Consider the following 19,734-nt stretch of genomic DNA (forward strand, 5'->3'; position numbering starts at 1 on the left):
GGATGATCATGGGTTGATTCCCTCTAAAGGGCTGTTTATCGATGATAACCTCAGCAACATCAATGCCGCTGCGGCTTTAGGGCTCAATACTTACCATAATCAGTCAGTAAACGACTGGATGAAACTCTTTTAGAGTCCGGCTTCGCGGTATGCCACTATGCCGCCTGTCATATTCACCACTCGGGTAAAACCTTGCTGCTTTAGGTACATCTGAGCCTGAGCTGAACGGGCTCCGGAGCGGCAATGCACTATTATTTCTTCATTTTTTAACGAAGTCAACTCTTCCAGTTGGTTTGGCAATTCAGCCAATGGTATGTTTCTAGCACCGAGGTTGTCTTCTTCATACTCCCAGATTTCGCGTACATCGATGAAGTGAAACGATTCTCCATTGGCCAGTCGCTCACTAACCTCTTTTACGGTGATGTTCTCCATGCCTAGTCTTTTAGTATTATTCGTTTATAGCTTACTTTTCCTCCTTGCCTAAAGCGCAGCAAATATATGCCTTTTTTGTTCATGCTCAGGTCTACTCTAACGCCATTGGTAACGGTGCTGAGCTGATAGCTGGCTTCCTGCCCCCAGTTGTCGTAAACTTGTAGTTGGCTGAGTTCTCCCTCAATAAATACTACACCTTCTGTAGGGTTAGGGTACACTTTTATAGGTTCACTGGGGGCGGCTTCACTGCCGGGAGTATTGGCCGCAATGGTCTTGTCGAACCTTGGTCGCATCAGAAAGCTACCTCTCACATATTCGTTCTCTCGCCATTGGCCACTTACATTGTAGAACATACGATTGCCGGTATCTGTGTTTTTGTCCAGGCCGACAGCCAAAAACTCATTGGTTGCCTGTTCGAACCCTATGTATATAGTGTCTTGTACAAAGATGGGGGGCTCCAACTTGTAGCTCCTTAGCTCTCCAATGGTGGCAGGTCTTAAAACACTGTAAGACGACCGAAAAAGAACAGACTCCGGGTCATTATCCAAGCGGCTCCAAACCATTAGCTCTATGGGTTGGCCGGCTTGTTGAACAAACGGAAAATTAATGTCAATATGAGTGAGCAATGCTTTTTGTTCCAAGGAGAAGGAATAGGCCAGCTTGCCTCCCCGTTGGTTGATGCCTGCTGCAAAATCAGGTTCACCATCATCATAGGCCAGATAGTCATCGAGTACTGTCACTATACGAACGGTATCATTAAGCCGGTAGTCTATATTGGTGTTGAAGGTGGTGTCAACCCCGGGGTTTATGTCTTCAATAAAGTAATTGTCTCCTGAGCGAATGTAATAGGTGGTTTCCAGCCAAAGAGAGTCGGCCAGTGCATTGAGGTTGCTGGCATTGAGGGCTCGCGAAGTAAAAGTTCTGCGTTCAAAGGCACCTGGTAGTGGATTGGCCAGTTTGTTGTCGTTTAAAACTTCAATTTCTTCATTGGCTACAAGGTCTCTAACTATAGTAGAAAACTGAATAGGCTGAAACTCCGAGTTAAGGTTATAGAATTCGGCATGGGTTTCTATAAGATACCGTGAAGGATTGGCAAAAAATTGTTCGGTGGGCATGGCCGAATAGGGGGCAGTAAGAAAGCTCGGGCGCCTGGTAAGCGCGCGGTCTCTATAGGCAATGTCATCAGGGTGTCGCGAATCATTAAGGTAGACATAATCCAGCAGCCAGGTGTCAAAGGCTCCGGACAACCGACTGTAGGCCTGAAACCGAAACTGGAAGCTGTCATGAAAAAAGCGAGAAGGTACTTTTACCAGCTGCTGAAAGAACTCTCCGGTTTCCAGGTTTTTGCCTCCTCTGGTAGACCATACACTTTCCCAGGTATCGTTGGCAGTTTTAAACTGTAGGGCCAGGCTGTCGTTCTCATCTGGCAATTCACCATGGCCGGTTACCTGCCAAAAAAAACTTAAAAATACTGAGTCTTGCTGACTGGCCGGCAAATTGGCCAGATTGATGGGTTGCGAGGTGAGCTGATCCGTGGCTCCGTTAATCAGGCTATTGGCATCGTAAGGAGAACCATTGGCTCCAACACCGTCAAAAATAGCAACGTTCAGAGTGGGAGCGTTTATACCAATACTGCTGCTCACTCTTACATTTTCTGGCGATTGCCACAGCTGCGTTGAGGGCACAAACCCCGATGTTGAAAAGTCGTCCCAAAAAGGCAGGCTCAGCACTTGGGTTGCCTGACTTGCCCGTGGTTGTATTTGGCTTTTACTACTGTTTTGGGCCGGCAAGGGTACTTCTATTATCTGCCCCTGAGAGAGCAGATTTATACATAGAAAACCGATGAGCCAGGCTGCTTTATTCACTCTATAGGTCGTTGTTGGTAGTAGCAGGCTTCTTGCTGTTTATCCACACCTCAATTAGGTCGCCTGTCCTTATCATAGCTCCTATGGGGGGCAACTGCTTATATACTCTGTTCGGAGGCACCGTATCGTTGAGTACGTAATTTACCTCATCCAGCCTCAGTCCAGAGGCTTCGATCTGAAATTTGAGCTCTTCCAACGTTTTGCCCAAAAAGTCCGGTGTAGCAAAGCGTTTTACCCCTTCACCATCGGCTATCACCAAATCGATTTTAGAGCCTTTATAAACCAATGTTCCGGTAGCTACATTTTCACCGTTATACTTTTGTGCGATAACCGCATTTTCGCGTCTATCGGGTACATAAGAAATTTCACCTAATTCAAGTCCATTGCTTTCCAGAATATCGCGGGCATTGAGCAGGTCTGTATTAATAAGGTTAGGCATTTTTACCTGAGGAGGCACGTTGGCATTAAGTGTTAGGTATATCTTCCTGTTTTCTTTCACCTTGGCTCCCCCCTTGGGGTTTTGACTAAGTATTACTTCAGGGTCAAAATCGGCTGAATATCCCGAATCACGAGTAACCTCATAGCGAAGGTTTCGATTGGTAAGAAAATCATCTATCTCGGTAAAGGATTTCCCTACCAAATCGGGCACAGTAATGGTTTCGTTATGATTGGTAGTGGCAGGCAGGTATATGTAGAAGAAAAAAAGGAGTACCACAATGCCAATGCCGGCCATTATGCCAATGTGTTTAAAAAATCGAAGGAAGGTGAAGGGTTTTTTACTCATTTTCAAAGTTTAAACGGCCAATCGCACATTTCATTTTATACCTAATGGTGATTATCCGAGCAAAGATAACTAATAAGTGAAAGTGACAAGTGCAGGCTGTTCAATTCATTGAACTGCTGAGGTAAATTGATGATGAGTTTAATTGGGTAACAACAAAATGAAAAAGAGACTGTCTCTAAAGCTGGGTAGGTTCAACCTGTACTTTCCTGTCAGTCGATAAACAAGTTCAGACTGACGAGTTTTAAGCTTTTGAGGCAGTCTCTTTAGTGGTGATTATTCAGTTCTTTACGCTTCGGCCACATTCACGGCCACCACCTGCTTAATTTCAGGAATATCTCTTTTTATAGCCTCTTCAATTCCGGCCTTCATGGTCATATGCGACATGGGGCAAGACTCGCAGGCTCCTTCGAGCTCCAACTTCACTACTAAATCGTCTGTCACTTCGAGCACCTTTACATTGCCACCATCGGCAATGAGAAAAGGTCTTATTCTCTCCAGTGCTTCTTCAATTCTTTCGAGCATATGTTTTAAACTTTAATTTCAACCTTTTTGGTTTGAGCCTTTTCGGCATTCCTTATGGCTATTTGCTGTGCGGTAGCTTCTGCCACTTTCAGAAAGGCCTCTCCGGTTACATCGTCTTGCATAATAGCCGGATAACCCACATCACCACCTTCGCGAATACTTTGCACCAGAGGAATTTCTCCTATAAATGGCACTTTGTGTCTTTCAGCCAGTTTTCTTCCGCCACCTCTGCCAAAGATATAGTACTTGTTTTCAGGCAGTTCTTCGGGTGTAAAGTAAGCCATATTTTCTATCACTCCAAGCACCGGTACGTTGATTTGCGGCTGCTGAAACATGTTAAGCCCTTTTTGAGCATCGGCAAGGGCTACTTTCTGAGGAGTAGTAACCAATACAGCTCCTGTAACCGGCACAGTTTGTACCAACGTAAGGTGAATATCGCTGGTGCCGGGAGGCAGGTCTATAAAGAGATAGTCTAAGTCGCCCCATTCCGTATCGGCTATAAATTGTTTTAGGGCACTGCTGGCCATTGGGCCACGCCAAACCACCGCATTTTCTGCAGGGGTAAGCAAACCAATGGATATAAGTTTTACGCCATATTGCTGTACGGGTACAATCAGGTTCTTATCGCCCACTTTCTTAATGCCCGGTTGTTCATGCTCACAATTGAACATGGTGGGCATAGAAGGACCAAAGATATCGGCATCAATTACACCTACTTTAGCTCCTTGTTTAGCCAGCGCCACAGCCAGGTTGGCCGTTACGGTAGACTTGCCAACACCGCCTTTACCGGAAGCTACCGCAACAATATTTTTAACTCCCGGCAACAGTGGAGCATTGTCTCTTGCTGAAGTTACGTGCGAGCTCATGGTTATTTTTACCACCACATCTTTGCCAATATGTGTGGCAATAGCCTGTTCGCAGTCTTTTCTGATGAGCTCCTTCAGCGGGCAGGCCGGAGTAGTGAGCATTACTGTAAAAGCAAGCTCGTTTCCATTAATTTCAATATCCTGAATCATGTTCAGCGTAACCAGGTCTTGCTTTATGTCCGGATCCTGAACATGCCTGAGTGCCGCTAAAACACTTTCTTTCGTCAATGCCATCTTCACAAATTTGGGTGCAAATTAAAGGCTTTCGCCCGACATTCATAGAAACATCTGTTCGCTATATTAGTTCAGGTTTACCGCTACAATCATTCTATATTTGAAGCGCGTTATGGCAATTAGTGAGTCTACCATTCAGGAAATTAAAAACCGCATAGACATTGTCGATGTCATTAGCGACTTTGTGAGCCTGAAAAAAGTGGGGAGCAACTATAGGGCACTGAGTCCTTTTACCAACGAGAAGACCCCCTCATTTTACGTTTCCCCCAGCAAAGAAATCTTTAAATGCTTTAGCTCCGGCAAAGGGGGCGATGCCATTACTTTTGTGATGGAAGTGGAGGGCATCAACTACATTGAAGCCCTGAAGTATCTGGCCGCAAAGTACGGCATAGAGGTACAGGAAGAAGAGCAGACCGATGAGCAGATTCAGGCCCAGAATGAGCGTGATAGCCTGTTTATTGTGCTCAATTTTGCCAACGAATACTTTAAGAAACAACTCTTTGATTCAGACGAAGGTCGATCCATAGGTCTGAGTTATTTCAAAGAAAGAGGGTTCAACGAGCAAACGCTTAAGACCTTCGAGCTGGGCTACTCGCTCGATGTGTGGGACGGGCTGCTCAAAGAAGCCAAAAAGAAGGGGCATTCGGAAGAATTGCTGGAAAAGGCCGGTCTCATTTTAAAGCAGGAGAGCAAGATATACGACCGCTTTAGGGGCAGGGTCATGTTCCCCATTCAGAATGTGGCGGGCAAGGTAATAGCCTTTGGTGCCCGAACGTTGCGCAGCGATAAGAAACAGCCCAAGTATATCAATTCGCCTGAAACAGAAGTTTACCACAAGAGTAAAATTCTCTATGGTATTCATCAGTCCAGGCAGGCCATTCGCAACGAAGATCTTTGCTATTTGGTAGAAGGCTATACCGATGTGATTTCCATGCACCAGGCCGGTGTACAAAATGTTGTAGCATCGAGCGGTACCAGCCTCACCAAAGAACAGGTGCAGCTCATTAGCAGGTACACCAAGAATATCACCGTTTTATACGATGGAGACAGTGCCGGGATCAAGGCTTCTTTCAGAGGAATTGACATGATTCTGGAGCACGACCTTAACGTGCGGGCGGTGGTTTTTCCTAACGGTGAAGATCCCGATAGTTTTTCCAGAAGCATGACTTCAGATGCTTTCAGGGAATATCTGGAAACCAATGCTCGCGACTTTATTACCTTCAAAACAGACATCTTAACGGATGGTGGCAAGCAGACAGACCCGGTTAAGAAGGTTCAGGTAATTCGTGAAATTATTGAGAGTATCTCCCTGATTCCCGATGGAATAAAGCGTTCGGTTTATATCTCTGCTTGCGCTGACTTGCTCGATGTAGAAGAACAGGTGTTACTGAGCGAACTGAACAAGTTGCTGATTAAGAAGCAGCGAAAGGATAGGGCTCAGCCAGAACCTCCGGAACCGGAAGACCTGCCTCTAACCGAGGCTAAACAACCCAAACCGAACCTGCAGTCGCTGGCTTATCCTGTAGAGCGCGAGTGCCTGCGCTTGGTGGTTAATTATGGCAATGAGCCCTTTGATGAAGAAATGACCATAGCCGAATTTATTCTTGGCGAGACTCAGACAATTAATTTCGAAAATAAGTCTATTGAAGAAACCCTGAACCTGGCCGCTCAGGTAGTAGATGAAGGAAAAAAAATAGAACCCGACATATTCATCGGTCCTGAAAACCCTACCATGAGTCAGTTGGTTATAGACCTGCTGGAAATGAAGTATTTTGTAAGTGAAGGTTGGGAGAAGAAGCACCGTATTTCTACAATGCACGAATCGGAAGACCTGCCAAGTGCTGCTTACACGGCCATTTTAAGGTTGAAACGAAAAAAACTGGAGTCGCTCATACTACAAAATGAAGAAACCCTGAAAAAGTCGAAGAGCGTGGAAGAACAAGAAGAGCTTATGACAATGCATAAACACCTGAAAATGATGCTCAAAGAAATTGACGATGAGTTGGGTATTGTGATATCGTCTTAATTTTTTAGGCTCCCCGAACTTTATACCTTTGCATCGCTTTTTATAGAGTATGTCTGAAGAAATTAAGCTCAACACCATAGAAGAGGCTATTGAAGCCATTAGGAATGGCGAGATCATTATTGTTGTAGATGATGAAAGCCGCGAAAACGAGGGGGATTTTATCTGCGCAGCCGATAAAGTAACCCCCGAGATCATCAATTTTATGGCCACCCATGGCCGGGGCCTCATTTGTGCGGCACTTATTGAAGATCGCTGCAACGAACTGGGACTCAATCTAATGGTAGATAATAATTCGGCCGCCTATGAAACGCCATTCACAGTGTCGGTGGATCTGATTGGCCATGGATGCACCACGGGTATTTCTGCCTCAGACAGAGCCAAAACCATTAAGGCACTGGTAAACCCCGACACACGTCCTGAAGAACTGGGTAAACCCGGACATATTTTTCCCTTAAGAGCCAAAAGAGGCGGAGTGTTGCGAAGGGCAGGTCATACAGAAGCTTCGATGGATTTTGCTCGATTGGCCGGCTTGAGCCCTGCCGGAGTACTGGTGGAAATAATGAATGAAGACGGTAGCATGGCCCGTTTGCCTGACCTGGTGAAGGTAGCTCAACGCTTTAACCTAAAGCTGGTTTCCATAGAAGATCTTATCTCCTACAGGCTTGAGAATGAAAGTCTTATTGAGCGCGATTTAGGTATTGATTTACCCACCGAGTACGGAGATTTTCATTTGCAGGCCTATAAGCAAATTAACACCAACGAGATGCATCTGGCCGTGGTAAAGGGTAATTGGGAGCCAGATGAACCGGTACTGGTAAGAGTGCACTCGTCTAGTACACTTGGCGATATTTTCGGTTTCAAGTTCGACTCCGGTAACCCCATCAAACATGCTCTGCGCATGATTGAAGAAGAAGGCAAGGGGGTGGTTCTTTACATGAATCAAAACTCCCGTGGCCAGCGACTTATTCATGAAATGCAGATGCTTCAGAAGAAGGGCATTAACGATGAACCCCTGAGCAGAAAATTTGGAGTGAAAATGGACACTAAAGATTATGGTGTGGGTGCACAAATACTCCGCGATTTGGGCATTTCTAAAATACGACTCATTTCTAATAACCCGCAGAAAAGGGTAGGGTTGATAGGCTATGGCCTTGAAATTCTTGAGTACGTACCTATGAAGAAGACACAAAAGGTCTGAAATTGCTTATTTTTTCTGCCGGATTGTAACATTCCACCCCATATCCGTTGTTTAATGTAGTGATGAAACAATGGTTGATTTCTTCGGTATGGCTATTGGCTTGCATTGCTTTGCAAGCACAGGAATTTCCTAGTCAGAAATTTCATAGAGGGCAGGTAACGCTCACCGATGGTAGTGTGCTTAGCGGACAAATTAAGTATGATCTCAACTCAGAAGTAATACTCCTTAAGCAAAACGATAAGAATGGCATTTCTACCCTCAATGCCAGCCAGTTCCAATCGTTTGTGATAAGTGCGGGCCCCAATGCCGGTGTAAGAACGTTCTACTCCATTCCTGTACTCAATGAAACAGGCTACCGTAGACCCCGTATTTTTGAACTGATTGCTCAGGGAAAGGTCTCGCTTATAGCCCGTGAATTTATTGCTACCCGGTCAAGTAGTGCCAATCGGTCCATCTACAGAAGAAGCATTTACGATCCGTATTATATTCCCGCCACCAGCCTTATGACCTATCAGTTTTTGGCCTATGAGCTTTGGTTGATTGATGAAAACGCAGAATTGACAGAGTTGGGCAATAGCCGAAGCGATGTAATCAAGGCTTTCGATAGCCACCATTCTGAGCTACGAAAATACATTAAGAAAGAAAAACTCAAGGTTGAGAAACTTCTGGACCTTAAACGTCTGGTGGACTATTACAATAGTTTGGACACCCTTTAGCCGTAAGCCATTAAATGCTTCTGGCCGTAAAGAGGTCAGCACCTTCTACCTTTATTTTCTCTGATAGGAAGTCGCCATAAACTTTGTCAAACTAGCACTTAGTTTGTGTTTCTCAATCTTATATCCAATATCTTTAGGGCATGTCAAAACCACTTATTCTAGTAACCAACGATGACGGAATTGTGTCTAACGGTATTCGTGTGTTGGCTGAAGTAATGTCAGAAATAGGCGAGGTAATTGTGGTGGCCCCCGATAGTCCTCAATCGGGTATGGGGCATGCCATTACGATTGGCGAACCACTACGTCTTATTCCTTCCGATTTGTTCGATGATTTGGGCATAAAGGCCTTCAAGTGCTCTGGCACACCGGCCGATTGTGTAAAGCTGGCCAAGCACCATGTGTTAAAAGAGAAAAACCCCGACCTGGTGGTTAGTGGTATCAATCATGGAAGCAATTTGGCTGTGAGTGTATTGTACTCCGGCACGATGTCGGCTGCTATTGAAGGAGCTATAGAAGGCTACCCTTCCATAGGCTATTCACTGGCCGATTTTAGCCATGATGCCGATTTTTCGCACACACGAGACTATGTAAAGAAGATAGCCCAAGAGGTGCTTTCCAAAGGCCTGGCCAAAGGAGTAGCTCTTAATGTAAACTTTCCTCCCAAACAGAATCAGCGTATTCAGGGCATAAAAATTTGCCGACAGGCCAAGGCCCACTGGGAAGAAGAGTTCGATCATAGAAAAGACCCATACGGACGTCCGTACTTCTGGCTGGCCGGAAACTTTGTGAATAATGACAAAGGGGAAGATACCGATGTGTGGGCCGTAGACCACAACTACGTGGCGGTGGTGCCTTGCCAATACGATATGACGGCCCATCATAGCATTGCCCAAATCAATGACGATTGGGATATTTAGACCATCAAGAGTTACTGGTTTTGCACTGTGGCTTTAGTTGAGATGGTGCTGCTTAAAAGGTTTGGGTTTTAGGCTTTTCGATGAAAATACCAGGGCCTGAATGACGATACCAAGAAAAATAATAATGCCCATTTCCAGTTGAGATGAGGTTAAACTGCCCAGAATAAGGCTTTCAGACTGATCGTATAGCGAAGCCCCCTCATCGGTCTGAATGGTGGAAAGCGCATTGAGGTGCTCTATGGCTTCCTGATTCATTGCTGTTTTTTCAAGACTGGCATCATGCTGATCGAACCGGGCCAAAGTAGCTTTTAGTGCTTCAAAGTGTTTTTTCTCTTCCGGAGTCAGGTAGGTTTTGGCATAGAGACTAAGCAGTTGCTGTCGTTCTTGTTTCAGGTCGTTCAACTGGGCGGTGAGTTGCTCACTGCTGCCCAGCAGGCAATCGTTTTGCTGTTGTAGGTTGTTGTAGAGTTTAAAAATATAGCTTTCAACCAACAGCCGGTCCTGATAAATAGAAGAAATAGATTCTTCAAGTTTTTTGAATCTTCTTCTTTCCGAAAGGTTGTTAAAAAGTATTAGGGCCATAATTGCAGCCAGAATACCTGCAGCCGTTAGCTTTTGTTGAATGCCGTATGTCCACTTCATAAGTTTAGTCTTTATATAAGTCGTCAATTTCTATTTTAGTCATTCGCATCAGGGCTTTTTGCGTTCGGGGAGCTGTTTTTGGATCGGTCATTAACCGCCCCAAAACGGATGGTATAATCTGCCATGATAATCCGAATTTATCTGTAAGCCAGCCGCAACGTCCCGGGTTGCCCCCTTCGCTTAGTTTTGCCCAATAGTGATCAATTTCTTGCTGGTTAGCACACTCCACTACCAACGAAACGGCAGGGTTGAGATGGTAGGTTGGGCCTCCATTCATGGCCATGTACTGCTGGCCATTGAGCCTGAATAACGCCATAAAACCATTGCCTCCGAGGTGTTCGGAGTGTTCGAACAAACTGCAATAGAACTCAGCGGCCTGTTGGGCTTCGTTGTTGTACCATAAGCATGTATACGGTCCGTTCATGGCTGCCGAACTATGTTTTTTCTTTACGGTATAAGGGTTTCCTGACACAGTGAGACCAGACAAAAAATGTATGACTTAAGTTGAGATAAAAAAAGGAATAATAAAAGTCTTCTGTGATTGGAAGAGTATGATTGAAACGACCGGCAGGTAGCTATTTGCTATTTCAACAATAGATCATACGTGTTGTTTTTATGAGCAACAAAGCCAAGCCTTTTATACAATTTAAGGGCTCTAGTATTGGTGGGAGTCACTTCGAGCTGGAGAGCTACTGCCTGAGCAAAGCGTGATTGAACCAAATAATCAATAAAACGGGAGGCTATTCCCCGTGAGCGGTAGTGAGACTCAATAAACAGCTCATCGATGGCAAGGATATTACCTCCAAACTCATTGCTCCAGAAGTTTATAAGAATGGCATAACCTATAAGTTTTCCGTCTTGCTCCATAACCATTATGGTGCCTCTTTGGGGCTCGCTGGCAAGCATGGAAAACGTTCTTTGAATTTTTTCTGCTGTTACCGAATGAGACCCTTCGTCTTCCCGGTAAAGCTTGATTATCATCGCTAATATGGAAGAATAATCTTTCTGTGCGAAAGGTCTGAAAACCGTTTTCATATTATTCGTTTTTTGTGGGTTACTGAAGCAAACGACATAAAATGACCTGCAGACAAGGGATGTAATAGAAATGGTCATGTGAATGTCAATATCGAACGACCAACGCATTGTTCCGGTCTTTAAGAGGACAAGAGCAGGCATGGCAAGTAGAAGAGCAGCATAGTGATAACCCGTCAGCCGTGAACAATAGGTTTACAGGTTCAGAGAGTCATTTATTTAGCGAAAGGTATGGTTGGTTTTTATTTGGAACTGGTCATCATTACATCTAGCAACTGTTAATCCTAAAACCACCTTTGTCCCTCTCTTTTGGGCACCGGGTCGTAGCCATGGCCTCCCCAGGGGTGGCAACGACTAAACCTTCTCAGGCCCATCCAGGAACCTCTGAGAGGCCCCCATTCTTTAATGGCCTGAACCGTGTAAGAGGAGCAGGTGGGGGAGTAGCGGCAATTGGCTCCCAACATGGGGGAGATGGCATATTGGTAAACTTTTACCGGAAAAATGAAAATAGCGATTAGCAATTTGCGCACGCTGAAAGATACGGGCTGTGCTTAGATATAGCAACAATTGCTAAGTAGTTTACGCGATAGTATTGGTGCGAATCAGAGCGGAATGGTAAAGAAAAACGTACTGCCTTTTTCAAGTTCAGATTCTACCCATATGGTACCTCCATGAAGCTCGGCTATCTTCTGGCAATGGGCCAAGCCTATACCCGTGCCCTGGTAGTCATCGTAGCTGTGAAGCCTATGAAAGATTTTGAAAATATTGGTTTTACTTTCCTTATCGATACCAATGCCATTGTCTTTGACCCCAAATTTCCAGAAAGTGTCAACCAACTGAGCAGAAATCTCAATGGTTGGGGGAGTATCCGCTTTATGAAATTTGAGCGCATTAGAAATGAGGTTTTGAAACAACAATCTTAGCTCGGTTCGGTAACACTGTATCACGGGTAGTTTCCCTATAATTATCTTGGCTTGTGCTTCTTCAATGGCCAGTGAAAGATCGTTTGTTACCGCTTCCACCAATTCTTGGCAGTCGGCAGTAACGAGCGTGCGGTCTATACCTATTTGGCTATAGTCCAGCAGATCACTAATGAGCTTGCTCATTCGGTTTACGCTGCTGTTCATGAGGTCTATGAGGGTTTCTCCTTCCTCATTGAAGGAGCCGCCATGTTTCTTTTGCAGTAAGTTGCACACACTGCTCATGGTGCGGAGGGGTTCCTTGAGGTCGTGGCCGGCCACATAGGCAAAGTTTTCCAGTTCCTTATTCTTGTCCAGCAACTGCTGATTAAATTCTGCAAGCTTCTTCTCGTCAGCCTTTTGCTTAGTCACATCCTGGCAGGTGCCTATCATTTCTATAACCTCACCCCTGGCATTGGTAAACACCTTACCCACCAGATGAATAATTTTAATCTGGCCCTGGCCGGTTTTTATTCGATGAAAGAAATCATAGAATTTTTTATCCCGGATTATACGCTCAACCTGTTCAGTCACATACTCCTTATCTTCCTCATATACATAGCTAAAGTAAGTGGCGTATGTAAGATCTTCTTCTCTACTTTGATGGAAAAGGGTATAAAGATTGTCGGACCAGATAACCTCATTGGTCACAGTATCCCATTGCCAGTGACCAACCTGAGTCAGCTCTTCCGCAAGCCCCAGTAGTTCATTCTTTTTCACCAGTTCGGCCTCGGTTTTATGGCGCTCCGTGATATCCAGTATAATTACCGAAACAAAAGTGCCTTGCTCAGTTTGAAAGGGAGAGAGACCAATTTCCATAGGAAACTCTTCTCCGCTTTTTCTTAAGCCTACGGCAGGCACTCCATTGCCCACTGTGTAGGGAGTAGGGTTTTTGTAATACTCCACTCTTTTTTCGGCATTCATACTGGTGAAGTAGCCTGGCACAAGCATGCTTGCTTTCTTACCCCTAAGCTCACTGGGCTTATAGCCAAAGGTGGACTCTATTCGGTGATTGGCGAATACAATTTCGCCCTCAGTGTTTACTATGAGTAAGTTATTGGGGAGTTCTTCTACAACGGATGGGGCAATTTTATTCATGAAATCATCTGTAGCCATACCTTTCGTTTATTGTTAAGCTGTTGAATTATAGCTTAATATATGTCTGTTGAGGCTGCTTGAGTCTTGGCTTCTGGGTGAGGGGTGAGGATTAAGTTGGGAGGTCTTGAAACAGACCACTGGAAGTCATTCCTTGCCGCTTAATCCATAAATTAATCTCACAATATACGAAAATCAATGGAAATAGCCTCGTGAATCTAGGGATAACCGAGGTTTAAATAATAAGTGAATAAGCATGGTTTAGGAAGAGAACCTTTTCTGCTCAACCCAAGTTGGGGTAGGCATGACTCACTAAATCCATTCAATTCCTTATCTTACAGAGAACATCCACTTAAACCTATGAATAAGCTATTTTTTTGTATTGCACTTATCTTTTCAGTATTGGAGGTTGCCGCACAGTCGGCCGATCAATACTTTCAACCTTTAAAATATAGAAACATTGGGCCCTTTAGAGGGGGGAGGTCAGTTAATGCCATGGGAGTTGTGGGCAACCCCACCACCTATTATATGGGTACTACGGGCGGTGGTCTTTGGAAAACGGAGGATGCAGGTCAGCGCTGGTTTAATATTTCCGATGGCTTTTTTAAGACGGGCTCCGTGGGGGCAATAGCCGTTTCAGAGGCTCAACCCAATATTATTTATGTGGGCATGGGTGAACATGCTCCAAGAGGGGTGATGACCAGCTATGGCGATGGTGTTTATAAATCAACCGATTCTGGCAAAACCTGGAAACATATGGGCCTGGAGGCCACTCAGCATATTGCAAGAATTGTGGTACACCCTTCCAATCCCGACATAGTTTGGGTGGCCGCTCAGGGAGCCTTGCACGGCCCCAATAAGGAAAGAGGTATTTACAAGTCGGTCGATGGTGGAAAGACCTGGAAGCAGGTGCTTTTTGTCAATGAATCGACAGGCTGCAGTGAACTTTCTTTGGATATGAATGCCCCTAATACGCTTTATGCTACCATGTGGGAACACGAACGGAAACCATGGAAGGTAATCAGCGGAGGAGAAGGTAGCGGAGTATATAAAAGTATGGATGGTGGTGAGTCTTGGTTCAAGATAGAAAAAGGCCTGCCCAATGAACTTGGTAAAATGGCCATAGCGGTGAGCAGGGCTAACTCTGATAAGGTGTATGCACTCATTGAGAGCGATTCTAATAAAGACCTTGGTGGCTTGTTTGTGTCTAACAATGCTGGCAAAAGTTGGAGCCGTGTAAGTGACGACAACCGACTTACACAAAGGGCCTGGTATTACACGGAAGTATTTACCGACCCAAACGATGAACATACGGTATATGTGCTCAGTGCTCCTGCCTTAAAGTCTATTGATGGTGGTAAAACCTGGCAAAGAATTACCGGCACACACGGAGACTATCATGATTTATGGATTAACCCAAACAACTCCAAAAACATGGTTATTGCCAACGATGGAGGTGCAGCCATTAGCTTTGATGGGGGTGAGCACTGGTCTACCCAGTCGAATATGCCTACGGCACAGTTTTACAGGATTAACGTAGATAACCTCTTTCCTTATAACATATATGGTGGTCAGCAGGATAACAGCTCTGTGAAGATTGCCAGCATGGCTTTGGGATCCGGAAGTATTGGAGAGAGAAACTGGTGGCCATCGGCCGGTGGAGAAAGTGCTTTTTTGGCTTTCGATCCGGATAACCCTCGTTACGTTATGGGCGGAAGCTACCTGGGCACAATAGAACTAATGGATATGGAGTCTAACGGAAGTACCAATGTGATGGAGGCACCCATTCAGTATTTGGGAAAGGCAGCGCGAGACATGAAGTACCTCTTTAACTGGAACGCGCCCATCATTTGGTCTAAACATGAACCTGGAACCTTCTACCATGCTGCCCAAAAGGTATTGAGAACCAGAGATAAAGGAATAACCTGGGAAGAAATATCGCCCGATCTCACCAGGAATATCGATGAAAAGCAAGGTAACGGTGGAGGACCATATACCAACGAGGCGGTTGGAGCAGAAAACTATGGAACCATTGCCTACCTTATGGAGTCGCCTCATGAAGCCGGAGTTTTCTGGACGGGCAGTGACGATGGGTTGGTGCACCTGACCCGCGACAACGGAAAAACCTGGCAAAACGTGACCCCTAAGGGCTTGCAAGAGTGCCTGGTTAACGCCATTGAAGTGTCTCCTCACGATCCGGCTACGGCCTATATTGCCACTACCCGATACAAGTTCAATGATAAGACCCCTGCCATTTATAAAACCACCAATTATGGCCAAAGCTGGACCAATATAAGCGAAGGAATTCCTTATGGAGCCTTCACACGGGTGGTTAGGGAAGATAAGAAGAGAAAAGATTTGCTCTATGCCGGAACAGAAACCGGTATCTATATCTCCTGGAATGGTGGTAAAAAATGGGAGCCTTTTCAACTCAATATGCCCGTTACACCTATTAATGACCTGATGGTTCACCAGGACGACCTCATTGTGGCCACCTCAGGCCGATCGTTTTGGATATTGGATGATTTGAGCCTGCTTGCACAGTACGAGAATAAGCCGGGGGTAAAGCTATATGAACCGGCCGAAACTGTATACGGAAGTTGGAGCAGTCCGCTGAACGGAAATAGTGCTGATGGTACCAGCGATTTTGCCGGTGTAAATCCGGCCAGTGGTATGGTCATATACTATGAGTTACCTAAAGGGTTTTCGGGCGATGTGGAGTTGGAGATTGCCGATGCCAATGGGCGCCTGATACGGAGGCTGAGCTCCAAAGAACAGAAAGATTTTGTAGCGTACGATGGTGGGCCTTCACGTGCTCCAAGACTCAGTGCCAATGAGGGGTTAAACCGATTTGTTTGGGATACCCGACACCCCATTATGCCCGGAGTTACGCATGTGTATATTGAGGGTAGTTACAATGGGCATAAGGTGGCTCCCGGTGAATATCAGCTTAGGCTGAAGGCGGCTGACCAAACACTCACAACCAAAGCCACCATTGTAGCTAATCCGTTGTACGATGTAAGTAATGACGACTACATGGCTTACGATGCCATAATGTCGGAGATGGAGGCTAATCTAACACAAATGCACCGTACGGTTAATCAGCTCTACAAAGTCCGTCATCAGCTCAAGACCATCACTGAAACCCTGGAAGGAGACCTGAAGGAGGAAAGCGAGGCACTAATTGAGGCGCTCACAGCCTGGGACAATGATATGGTTCAGCGCATGTCTAAGGCCTATGACGATGTGGAGAACTTTCCAAACAAATTTACGGCAGAGTACTTGTTCTTAATTAATCAGGCTGAGAGCAGTATTCCTAAAGTTACGCAGGCTGTTCGCGACCGCAAGGCGGAGCTGGATGCTCAATGGAAGAGGTATGAAGCCCAGGCCCGGGAGTGGATGAATAGTACCATACCCGGCCTCAATGAGAAATTGTGGAATGCAGGCATTGGCGCCATACGTCTCGGAAAATAAACGTGTTTTTCTGGGTTGAACCAGAGCACCCGGCTTGGTCGATACAAATAGAGGTGGCTGAGCAGATAGATAGCTAAGTCAAACGGCTCTGAACTTTAAAGTGACTAAAAGTGCAGAGCCGTTTTCTGTGTATAAAGCTTATTTCTTTTCGAAGTCTTTATAAAGCATACTGGCCTGAATGCCATTGTTGTTTTGGTATTTGCCGTTTTGGTAGGTATCGTAGTCGCCTTCAATAGTGTGGTAAAATATCTGGCAAATATCTACTCCCGCATAAATGCGAATAGGCTGCACACAGAAAATCTCCAGTGTCCAGAACCCGTTAAAACCAACGTCCCCAAAGCCTGCGGTTACGTGAATGAACAAACCAAGGCGGCCAATGGAACTTCTTCCTTCCAGCATTGGAACAAACTTGGAAGTTTCTGTTTTTTCAACCGTGCGCCCCAGATAGAGTTTACCTGTTTCCAGGAGCAAACCTTCTTCAGGAATGGTAAGGCGTTCCACCGGGTTAGGAGTCTTCATGTCCAACACCGGATTGGTATATACCATAAGCTCATTGTGAAGCTTAAGGTTGTAGCTATTGGGGTTTAGCTGCGACTCATTGAAAGGCTCAATGTTAATGCCTTTGCCAATCTCTCGCTTTATTTCTCTTCCTGAAAGAATCATAGGTTATCACAAATCTATACGTTCATTAGCCAATTGTGCCCAGCCATCTTCGGCAATGGTCTAATGCATTTTTCTATCGTTAAGGCCTTGTATATTTTAAGCAGTGTTAGTCTATGGTGTATGACATTTCACCACCTTTCTCATCTTTGAGCTGAATACCTGCGGCCTTCAAGTCGTCTCTAATTTTGTCAGACAGTGCGTAATTTTTGCTGAATTTAGCTTGCTTTCTTAGTTCTATCAATACCTGCATGGCCCCATCCAACACATTGTTGTTTTGCGCCAGGTCTGTTTCGTTCTTTAGGCCCAACACATCGAATATAATGCCTCTGAAGTGTGTAATTACCCAGTTAAAGATGTCAGCATCTATTTTTGCCAGTTCAGCAGGCTGCTGATAGTAGGTGTTTATTTTGGTGCTTACTTCGAAGAGGTTGGCAATGGCTTTGGCCGTGTTAAAGTCATCACTCAGATCGTTAAAGGCCTGCTCAATGTGCTGTTTTAATTCGTTCGATTTCTGCTCATCTACACTGCCTGTTCCGGCAGAAGGAACCTTTTCTATGAGCGAAAGGCTAGCCATCAAACGCTTATAACCTTTCTCTGCAGCTTGTAGAGCTTCATTGGAGAAATCGAGTGTGCTGGCATAGTGCGACATGAGCATAAAGAAGCGCACGGTCATGGCCGAGTAGCCTCTTTCCAGCAGCTTGTGGTTGCCTGTGAGGAGCTGCTCAGGGGTAAATCCATTGCCTTCAGATTTGGCCATCTTTCGGCCATTCACAGTCAGCATGTTGCCATGTACCCAATAATTGGCGCCCCCCTTGTGGCAGCAGCCTTTGTTCTGGGCAATTTCGGCTTCATGATGGGGGAATTTCAGATCCATGCCACCACCATGAATGTCAAATTGTTCACCTAAGTATTTGGTGCTCATTACGGAGCACTCCAGATGCCAACCGGGAAAGCCAACTCCCCAGGGCGATGGCCATCGCATAAGGTGACCGCCTTCGGCTTTTTTCCAAAGCGCAAAATCGAGCGGGTCGTTTTTCTGATCCTGACCGGTGAGCTCTCTGGTATTGGAGAGCATTTCGTCTATGTTGCGGCCACTCAATTCACCATACTGATGGTCTTTGTTGTATTTTCTAACATCGAAATAGACCGAACCATCTTTTTCGTAGGCATAGCCGTTGGCAATAATTTGCTTAATAAACTCTATTTGCTCCACAATATGGCCGGTGGCCGTTGGCTCAATCGAGGGGGGCAGAGCATTGAATAGGCGCATTACATCGTGAAACCCGTTGGTGTACTTCTGTACAATTTCCATGGGTTCCAGTTCTTCCAGTCGCGCTTTTTTGGCAATCTTATCTTCTCCTTCGTCTGCATCGCCCACCAGGTGACCCACATCGGTAATATTTCTTACATAACGAACTTTGTAGCCCAGGTAAAGCAAGTACCTAAACATGATGTCGAAAGACACAAAGGTTCTCACATTGCCCAAGTGTACATCGCTATACACGGTAGGGCCGCACACATACATGCCTACGCGGCCTTCATGTATGGGTTTGAAAACTTCCTTTTGTTTGTTTAGAGAATTGTAAATACTTACCGGATACTGTTCGTATAGGCTCATTTCAACGGGTTGTTGATGTAAGTCAGAAATTCTTTTTTAGTTGTTTCTTCATTGAACTTGCCACCATACTCTACCGTAACGGTGCTGGAAGATTGGTCAGAGGCTCCACGAGAACTCACACACATATGTTCGGCATCTATGTACACGGCTACGTCTTCAGTGCCGAGGCTTTGTTGCATTTCGTTGAGAATCTGTAGGGCCAATCGCTCCTGAACCTGCGGTCTTCGGGCATAATAGTCTACAATACGGTTAATCTTAGAAAGACCAATTACCTTATCGTTGGGTATGTAGGCTACGTGTGCTTTTCCCACTATAGGTAAAAAGTGGTGTTCGCAGTTGCTGTAGAGTGTAATATTCTTTTCTACCAGCATTTGGTTGTACTGGTATTTGTTCTCAAAGGTAGACATGGAAGGTTTGTGCTTCTCATTCAGCCCTTTGAAAAGCTCATTCACATAAAGTTTGGCTACCCGTTTTGGAGTACCTCGCAGGCTGTCATCGGTTAGGTCGAGGCCAAGAGTATGCATAATCTTCTCGAAGTAGCCCTGAATCAGCTCTATTTTCTCAGCATCTGTCAGGTCAAAAGCATCTTCCCGCAGGGGGGTAGCTATCGATGTCATCACATGGTCATTTCCCAGCTCCTCAATTTCCTTCAAAAGCTCCTCAGACGACTTGTTCGAATTTTTTTCCATTC

The 19,734-nt window shown here is 45.3% G+C and carries 18 protein-coding genes; 5 read left to right on the forward strand and 13 right to left on the reverse strand.

Annotated features, from left to right (window positions below; genetic code table 11):
* Nucleotides 1–129: 129 nt before the first annotated feature.
* From B3763_RS13590 to B3763_RS13610, 5 genes are all read right to left on the reverse strand, one after another.
* On the reverse strand, nucleotides 130–432 hold the full coding sequence (locus tag B3763_RS13590; RefSeq protein ID WP_189629635.1) for a rhodanese-like domain-containing protein: 303 nt from the start codon (nucleotides 430–432) through the stop codon (nucleotides 130–132).
* A 2-nt stretch (nucleotides 433–434) separates the two neighbouring features.
* Nucleotides 435–2,297, reverse strand: a complete 1,863-nt coding sequence (locus B3763_RS13595) for a T9SS type A sorting domain-containing protein (protein WP_286747272.1) — start codon at nucleotides 2,295–2,297, stop codon at nucleotides 435–437.
* Nucleotide 2,298: 1 nt separating this feature from the next.
* Nucleotides 2,299–3,081 carry a PASTA domain-containing protein gene (locus B3763_RS13600; RefSeq protein WP_189629637.1) on the reverse strand — a complete coding sequence of 261 codons (783 nt, stop codon included), beginning with the start codon at nucleotides 3,079–3,081 and terminating at the stop codon, nucleotides 2,299–2,301.
* Between the two features lie 285 nt (nucleotides 3,082–3,366).
* The gene (locus tag B3763_RS13605) at nucleotides 3,367–3,603 is read right to left on the reverse strand and encodes a NifU family protein (RefSeq protein WP_286747273.1); all 237 of its coding nucleotides are present in this window, start codon (nucleotides 3,601–3,603) and stop codon (nucleotides 3,367–3,369) included.
* 5 nt (nucleotides 3,604–3,608) lie between these two features.
* Nucleotides 3,609–4,703 carry an Mrp/NBP35 family ATP-binding protein gene (locus B3763_RS13610; protein ID WP_286747275.1) on the reverse strand — a complete coding sequence of 365 codons (1,095 nt, stop codon included), beginning with the start codon at nucleotides 4,701–4,703 and terminating at the stop codon, nucleotides 3,609–3,611.
* A gap of 112 nt (nucleotides 4,704–4,815) precedes the next feature.
* On the opposite strand from B3763_RS13610, the gene dnaG reads away from it, so the two are divergent.
* From dnaG to surE, 4 genes are all read left to right on the forward strand, one after another.
* The gene (gene dnaG, locus B3763_RS13615; protein WP_286747277.1) at nucleotides 4,816–6,729 is read left to right on the forward strand and encodes a DNA primase; all 1,914 of its coding nucleotides are present in this window, start codon (nucleotides 4,816–4,818) and stop codon (nucleotides 6,727–6,729) included.
* A gap of 49 nt (nucleotides 6,730–6,778) precedes the next feature.
* Nucleotides 6,779–7,927 carry a 3,4-dihydroxy-2-butanone-4-phosphate synthase gene (gene ribB, locus B3763_RS13620; RefSeq protein WP_286747279.1) on the forward strand — a complete coding sequence of 383 codons (1,149 nt, stop codon included), beginning with the start codon at nucleotides 6,779–6,781 and terminating at the stop codon, nucleotides 7,925–7,927.
* 62 nt (nucleotides 7,928–7,989) lie between these two features.
* Nucleotides 7,990–8,643 (forward strand): hypothetical protein, encoded by a 654-nt coding sequence (locus B3763_RS13625; RefSeq protein ID WP_286747281.1) that lies wholly within the window; start codon nucleotides 7,990–7,992, stop codon nucleotides 8,641–8,643.
* A gap of 140 nt (nucleotides 8,644–8,783) precedes the next feature.
* Nucleotides 8,784–9,560 (forward strand): 5'/3'-nucleotidase SurE, encoded by a 777-nt coding sequence (surE, locus tag B3763_RS13630; protein ID WP_189629642.1) that lies wholly within the window; start codon nucleotides 8,784–8,786, stop codon nucleotides 9,558–9,560.
* 33 nt (nucleotides 9,561–9,593) lie between these two features.
* On the opposite strand, the gene B3763_RS13635 is transcribed toward surE, so the two are convergent.
* The 5 genes from B3763_RS13635 to B3763_RS13655 all read right to left on the reverse strand — a co-directional run bounded on the left by B3763_RS13635 (nucleotide 9,594) and on the right by B3763_RS13655 (nucleotide 13,309).
* The gene (locus B3763_RS13635; protein ID WP_286747283.1) at nucleotides 9,594–10,202 is read right to left on the reverse strand and encodes an MCP four helix bundle domain-containing protein; all 609 of its coding nucleotides are present in this window, start codon (nucleotides 10,200–10,202) and stop codon (nucleotides 9,594–9,596) included.
* Between the two features lie 4 nt (nucleotides 10,203–10,206).
* Entirely contained in the window at nucleotides 10,207–10,689 is a 483-nt protein-coding gene (locus B3763_RS13640) for a VOC family protein (protein WP_229838579.1), read from the reverse strand.
* Nucleotides 10,690–10,784: 95 nt separating this feature from the next.
* Entirely contained in the window at nucleotides 10,785–11,237 is a 453-nt protein-coding gene (locus B3763_RS13645; RefSeq protein WP_286747286.1) for a GNAT family N-acetyltransferase, read from the reverse strand.
* Nucleotides 11,238–11,518: 281 nt separating this feature from the next.
* Nucleotides 11,519–11,764 carry a membrane protein insertion efficiency factor YidD gene (gene yidD / locus B3763_RS13650; protein WP_189629646.1) on the reverse strand — a complete coding sequence of 82 codons (246 nt, stop codon included), beginning with the start codon at nucleotides 11,762–11,764 and terminating at the stop codon, nucleotides 11,519–11,521.
* Between the two features lie 72 nt (nucleotides 11,765–11,836).
* Complete coding sequence (locus tag B3763_RS13655; RefSeq protein WP_286747289.1) at nucleotides 11,837–13,309, reverse strand: PAS domain-containing sensor histidine kinase; 1,473 nt, start codon at nucleotides 13,307–13,309, stop codon at nucleotides 11,837–11,839.
* Between the two features lie 339 nt (nucleotides 13,310–13,648).
* Between B3763_RS13655 and B3763_RS13660 the strand changes: the two genes are divergently transcribed.
* A complete protein-coding gene (locus B3763_RS13660; RefSeq protein WP_286747290.1) occupies nucleotides 13,649–16,762 on the forward strand; it encodes a VPS10 domain-containing protein in 3,114 nt (1,037 codons plus the stop codon).
* Nucleotides 16,763–16,900: 138 nt separating this feature from the next.
* Here the strand turns inward: B3763_RS13660 and dcd are convergent, their stop codons facing one another.
* The 3 genes from dcd to folE all read right to left on the reverse strand — a co-directional run bounded on the left by dcd (nucleotide 16,901) and on the right by folE (nucleotide 19,732).
* Complete coding sequence (gene dcd, locus B3763_RS13665) at nucleotides 16,901–17,425, reverse strand: dCTP deaminase (protein WP_189629649.1); 525 nt, start codon at nucleotides 17,423–17,425, stop codon at nucleotides 16,901–16,903.
* A 106-nt stretch (nucleotides 17,426–17,531) separates the two neighbouring features.
* Nucleotides 17,532–19,043: a cysteine--tRNA ligase gene (gene cysS / locus B3763_RS13670; protein WP_286747292.1), complete on the reverse strand. Its 1,512-nt coding sequence runs from the start codon at nucleotides 19,041–19,043 to the stop codon at nucleotides 17,532–17,534.
* A complete protein-coding gene (gene folE, locus B3763_RS13675; RefSeq protein WP_189629651.1) occupies nucleotides 19,040–19,732 on the reverse strand; it encodes a GTP cyclohydrolase I FolE in 693 nt (230 codons plus the stop codon). The genes cysS and folE overlap by 4 nt, the downstream gene beginning before the upstream one ends.
* Nucleotides 19,733–19,734: the final 2 nt, after the last annotated feature.

The organism is Roseivirga sp. UBA1976 (genome assembly GCF_002336325.1).
In the GTDB taxonomy this organism is placed as follows: domain Bacteria; phylum Bacteroidota; class Bacteroidia; order Cytophagales; family Cyclobacteriaceae; genus Roseivirga; species Roseivirga thermotolerans.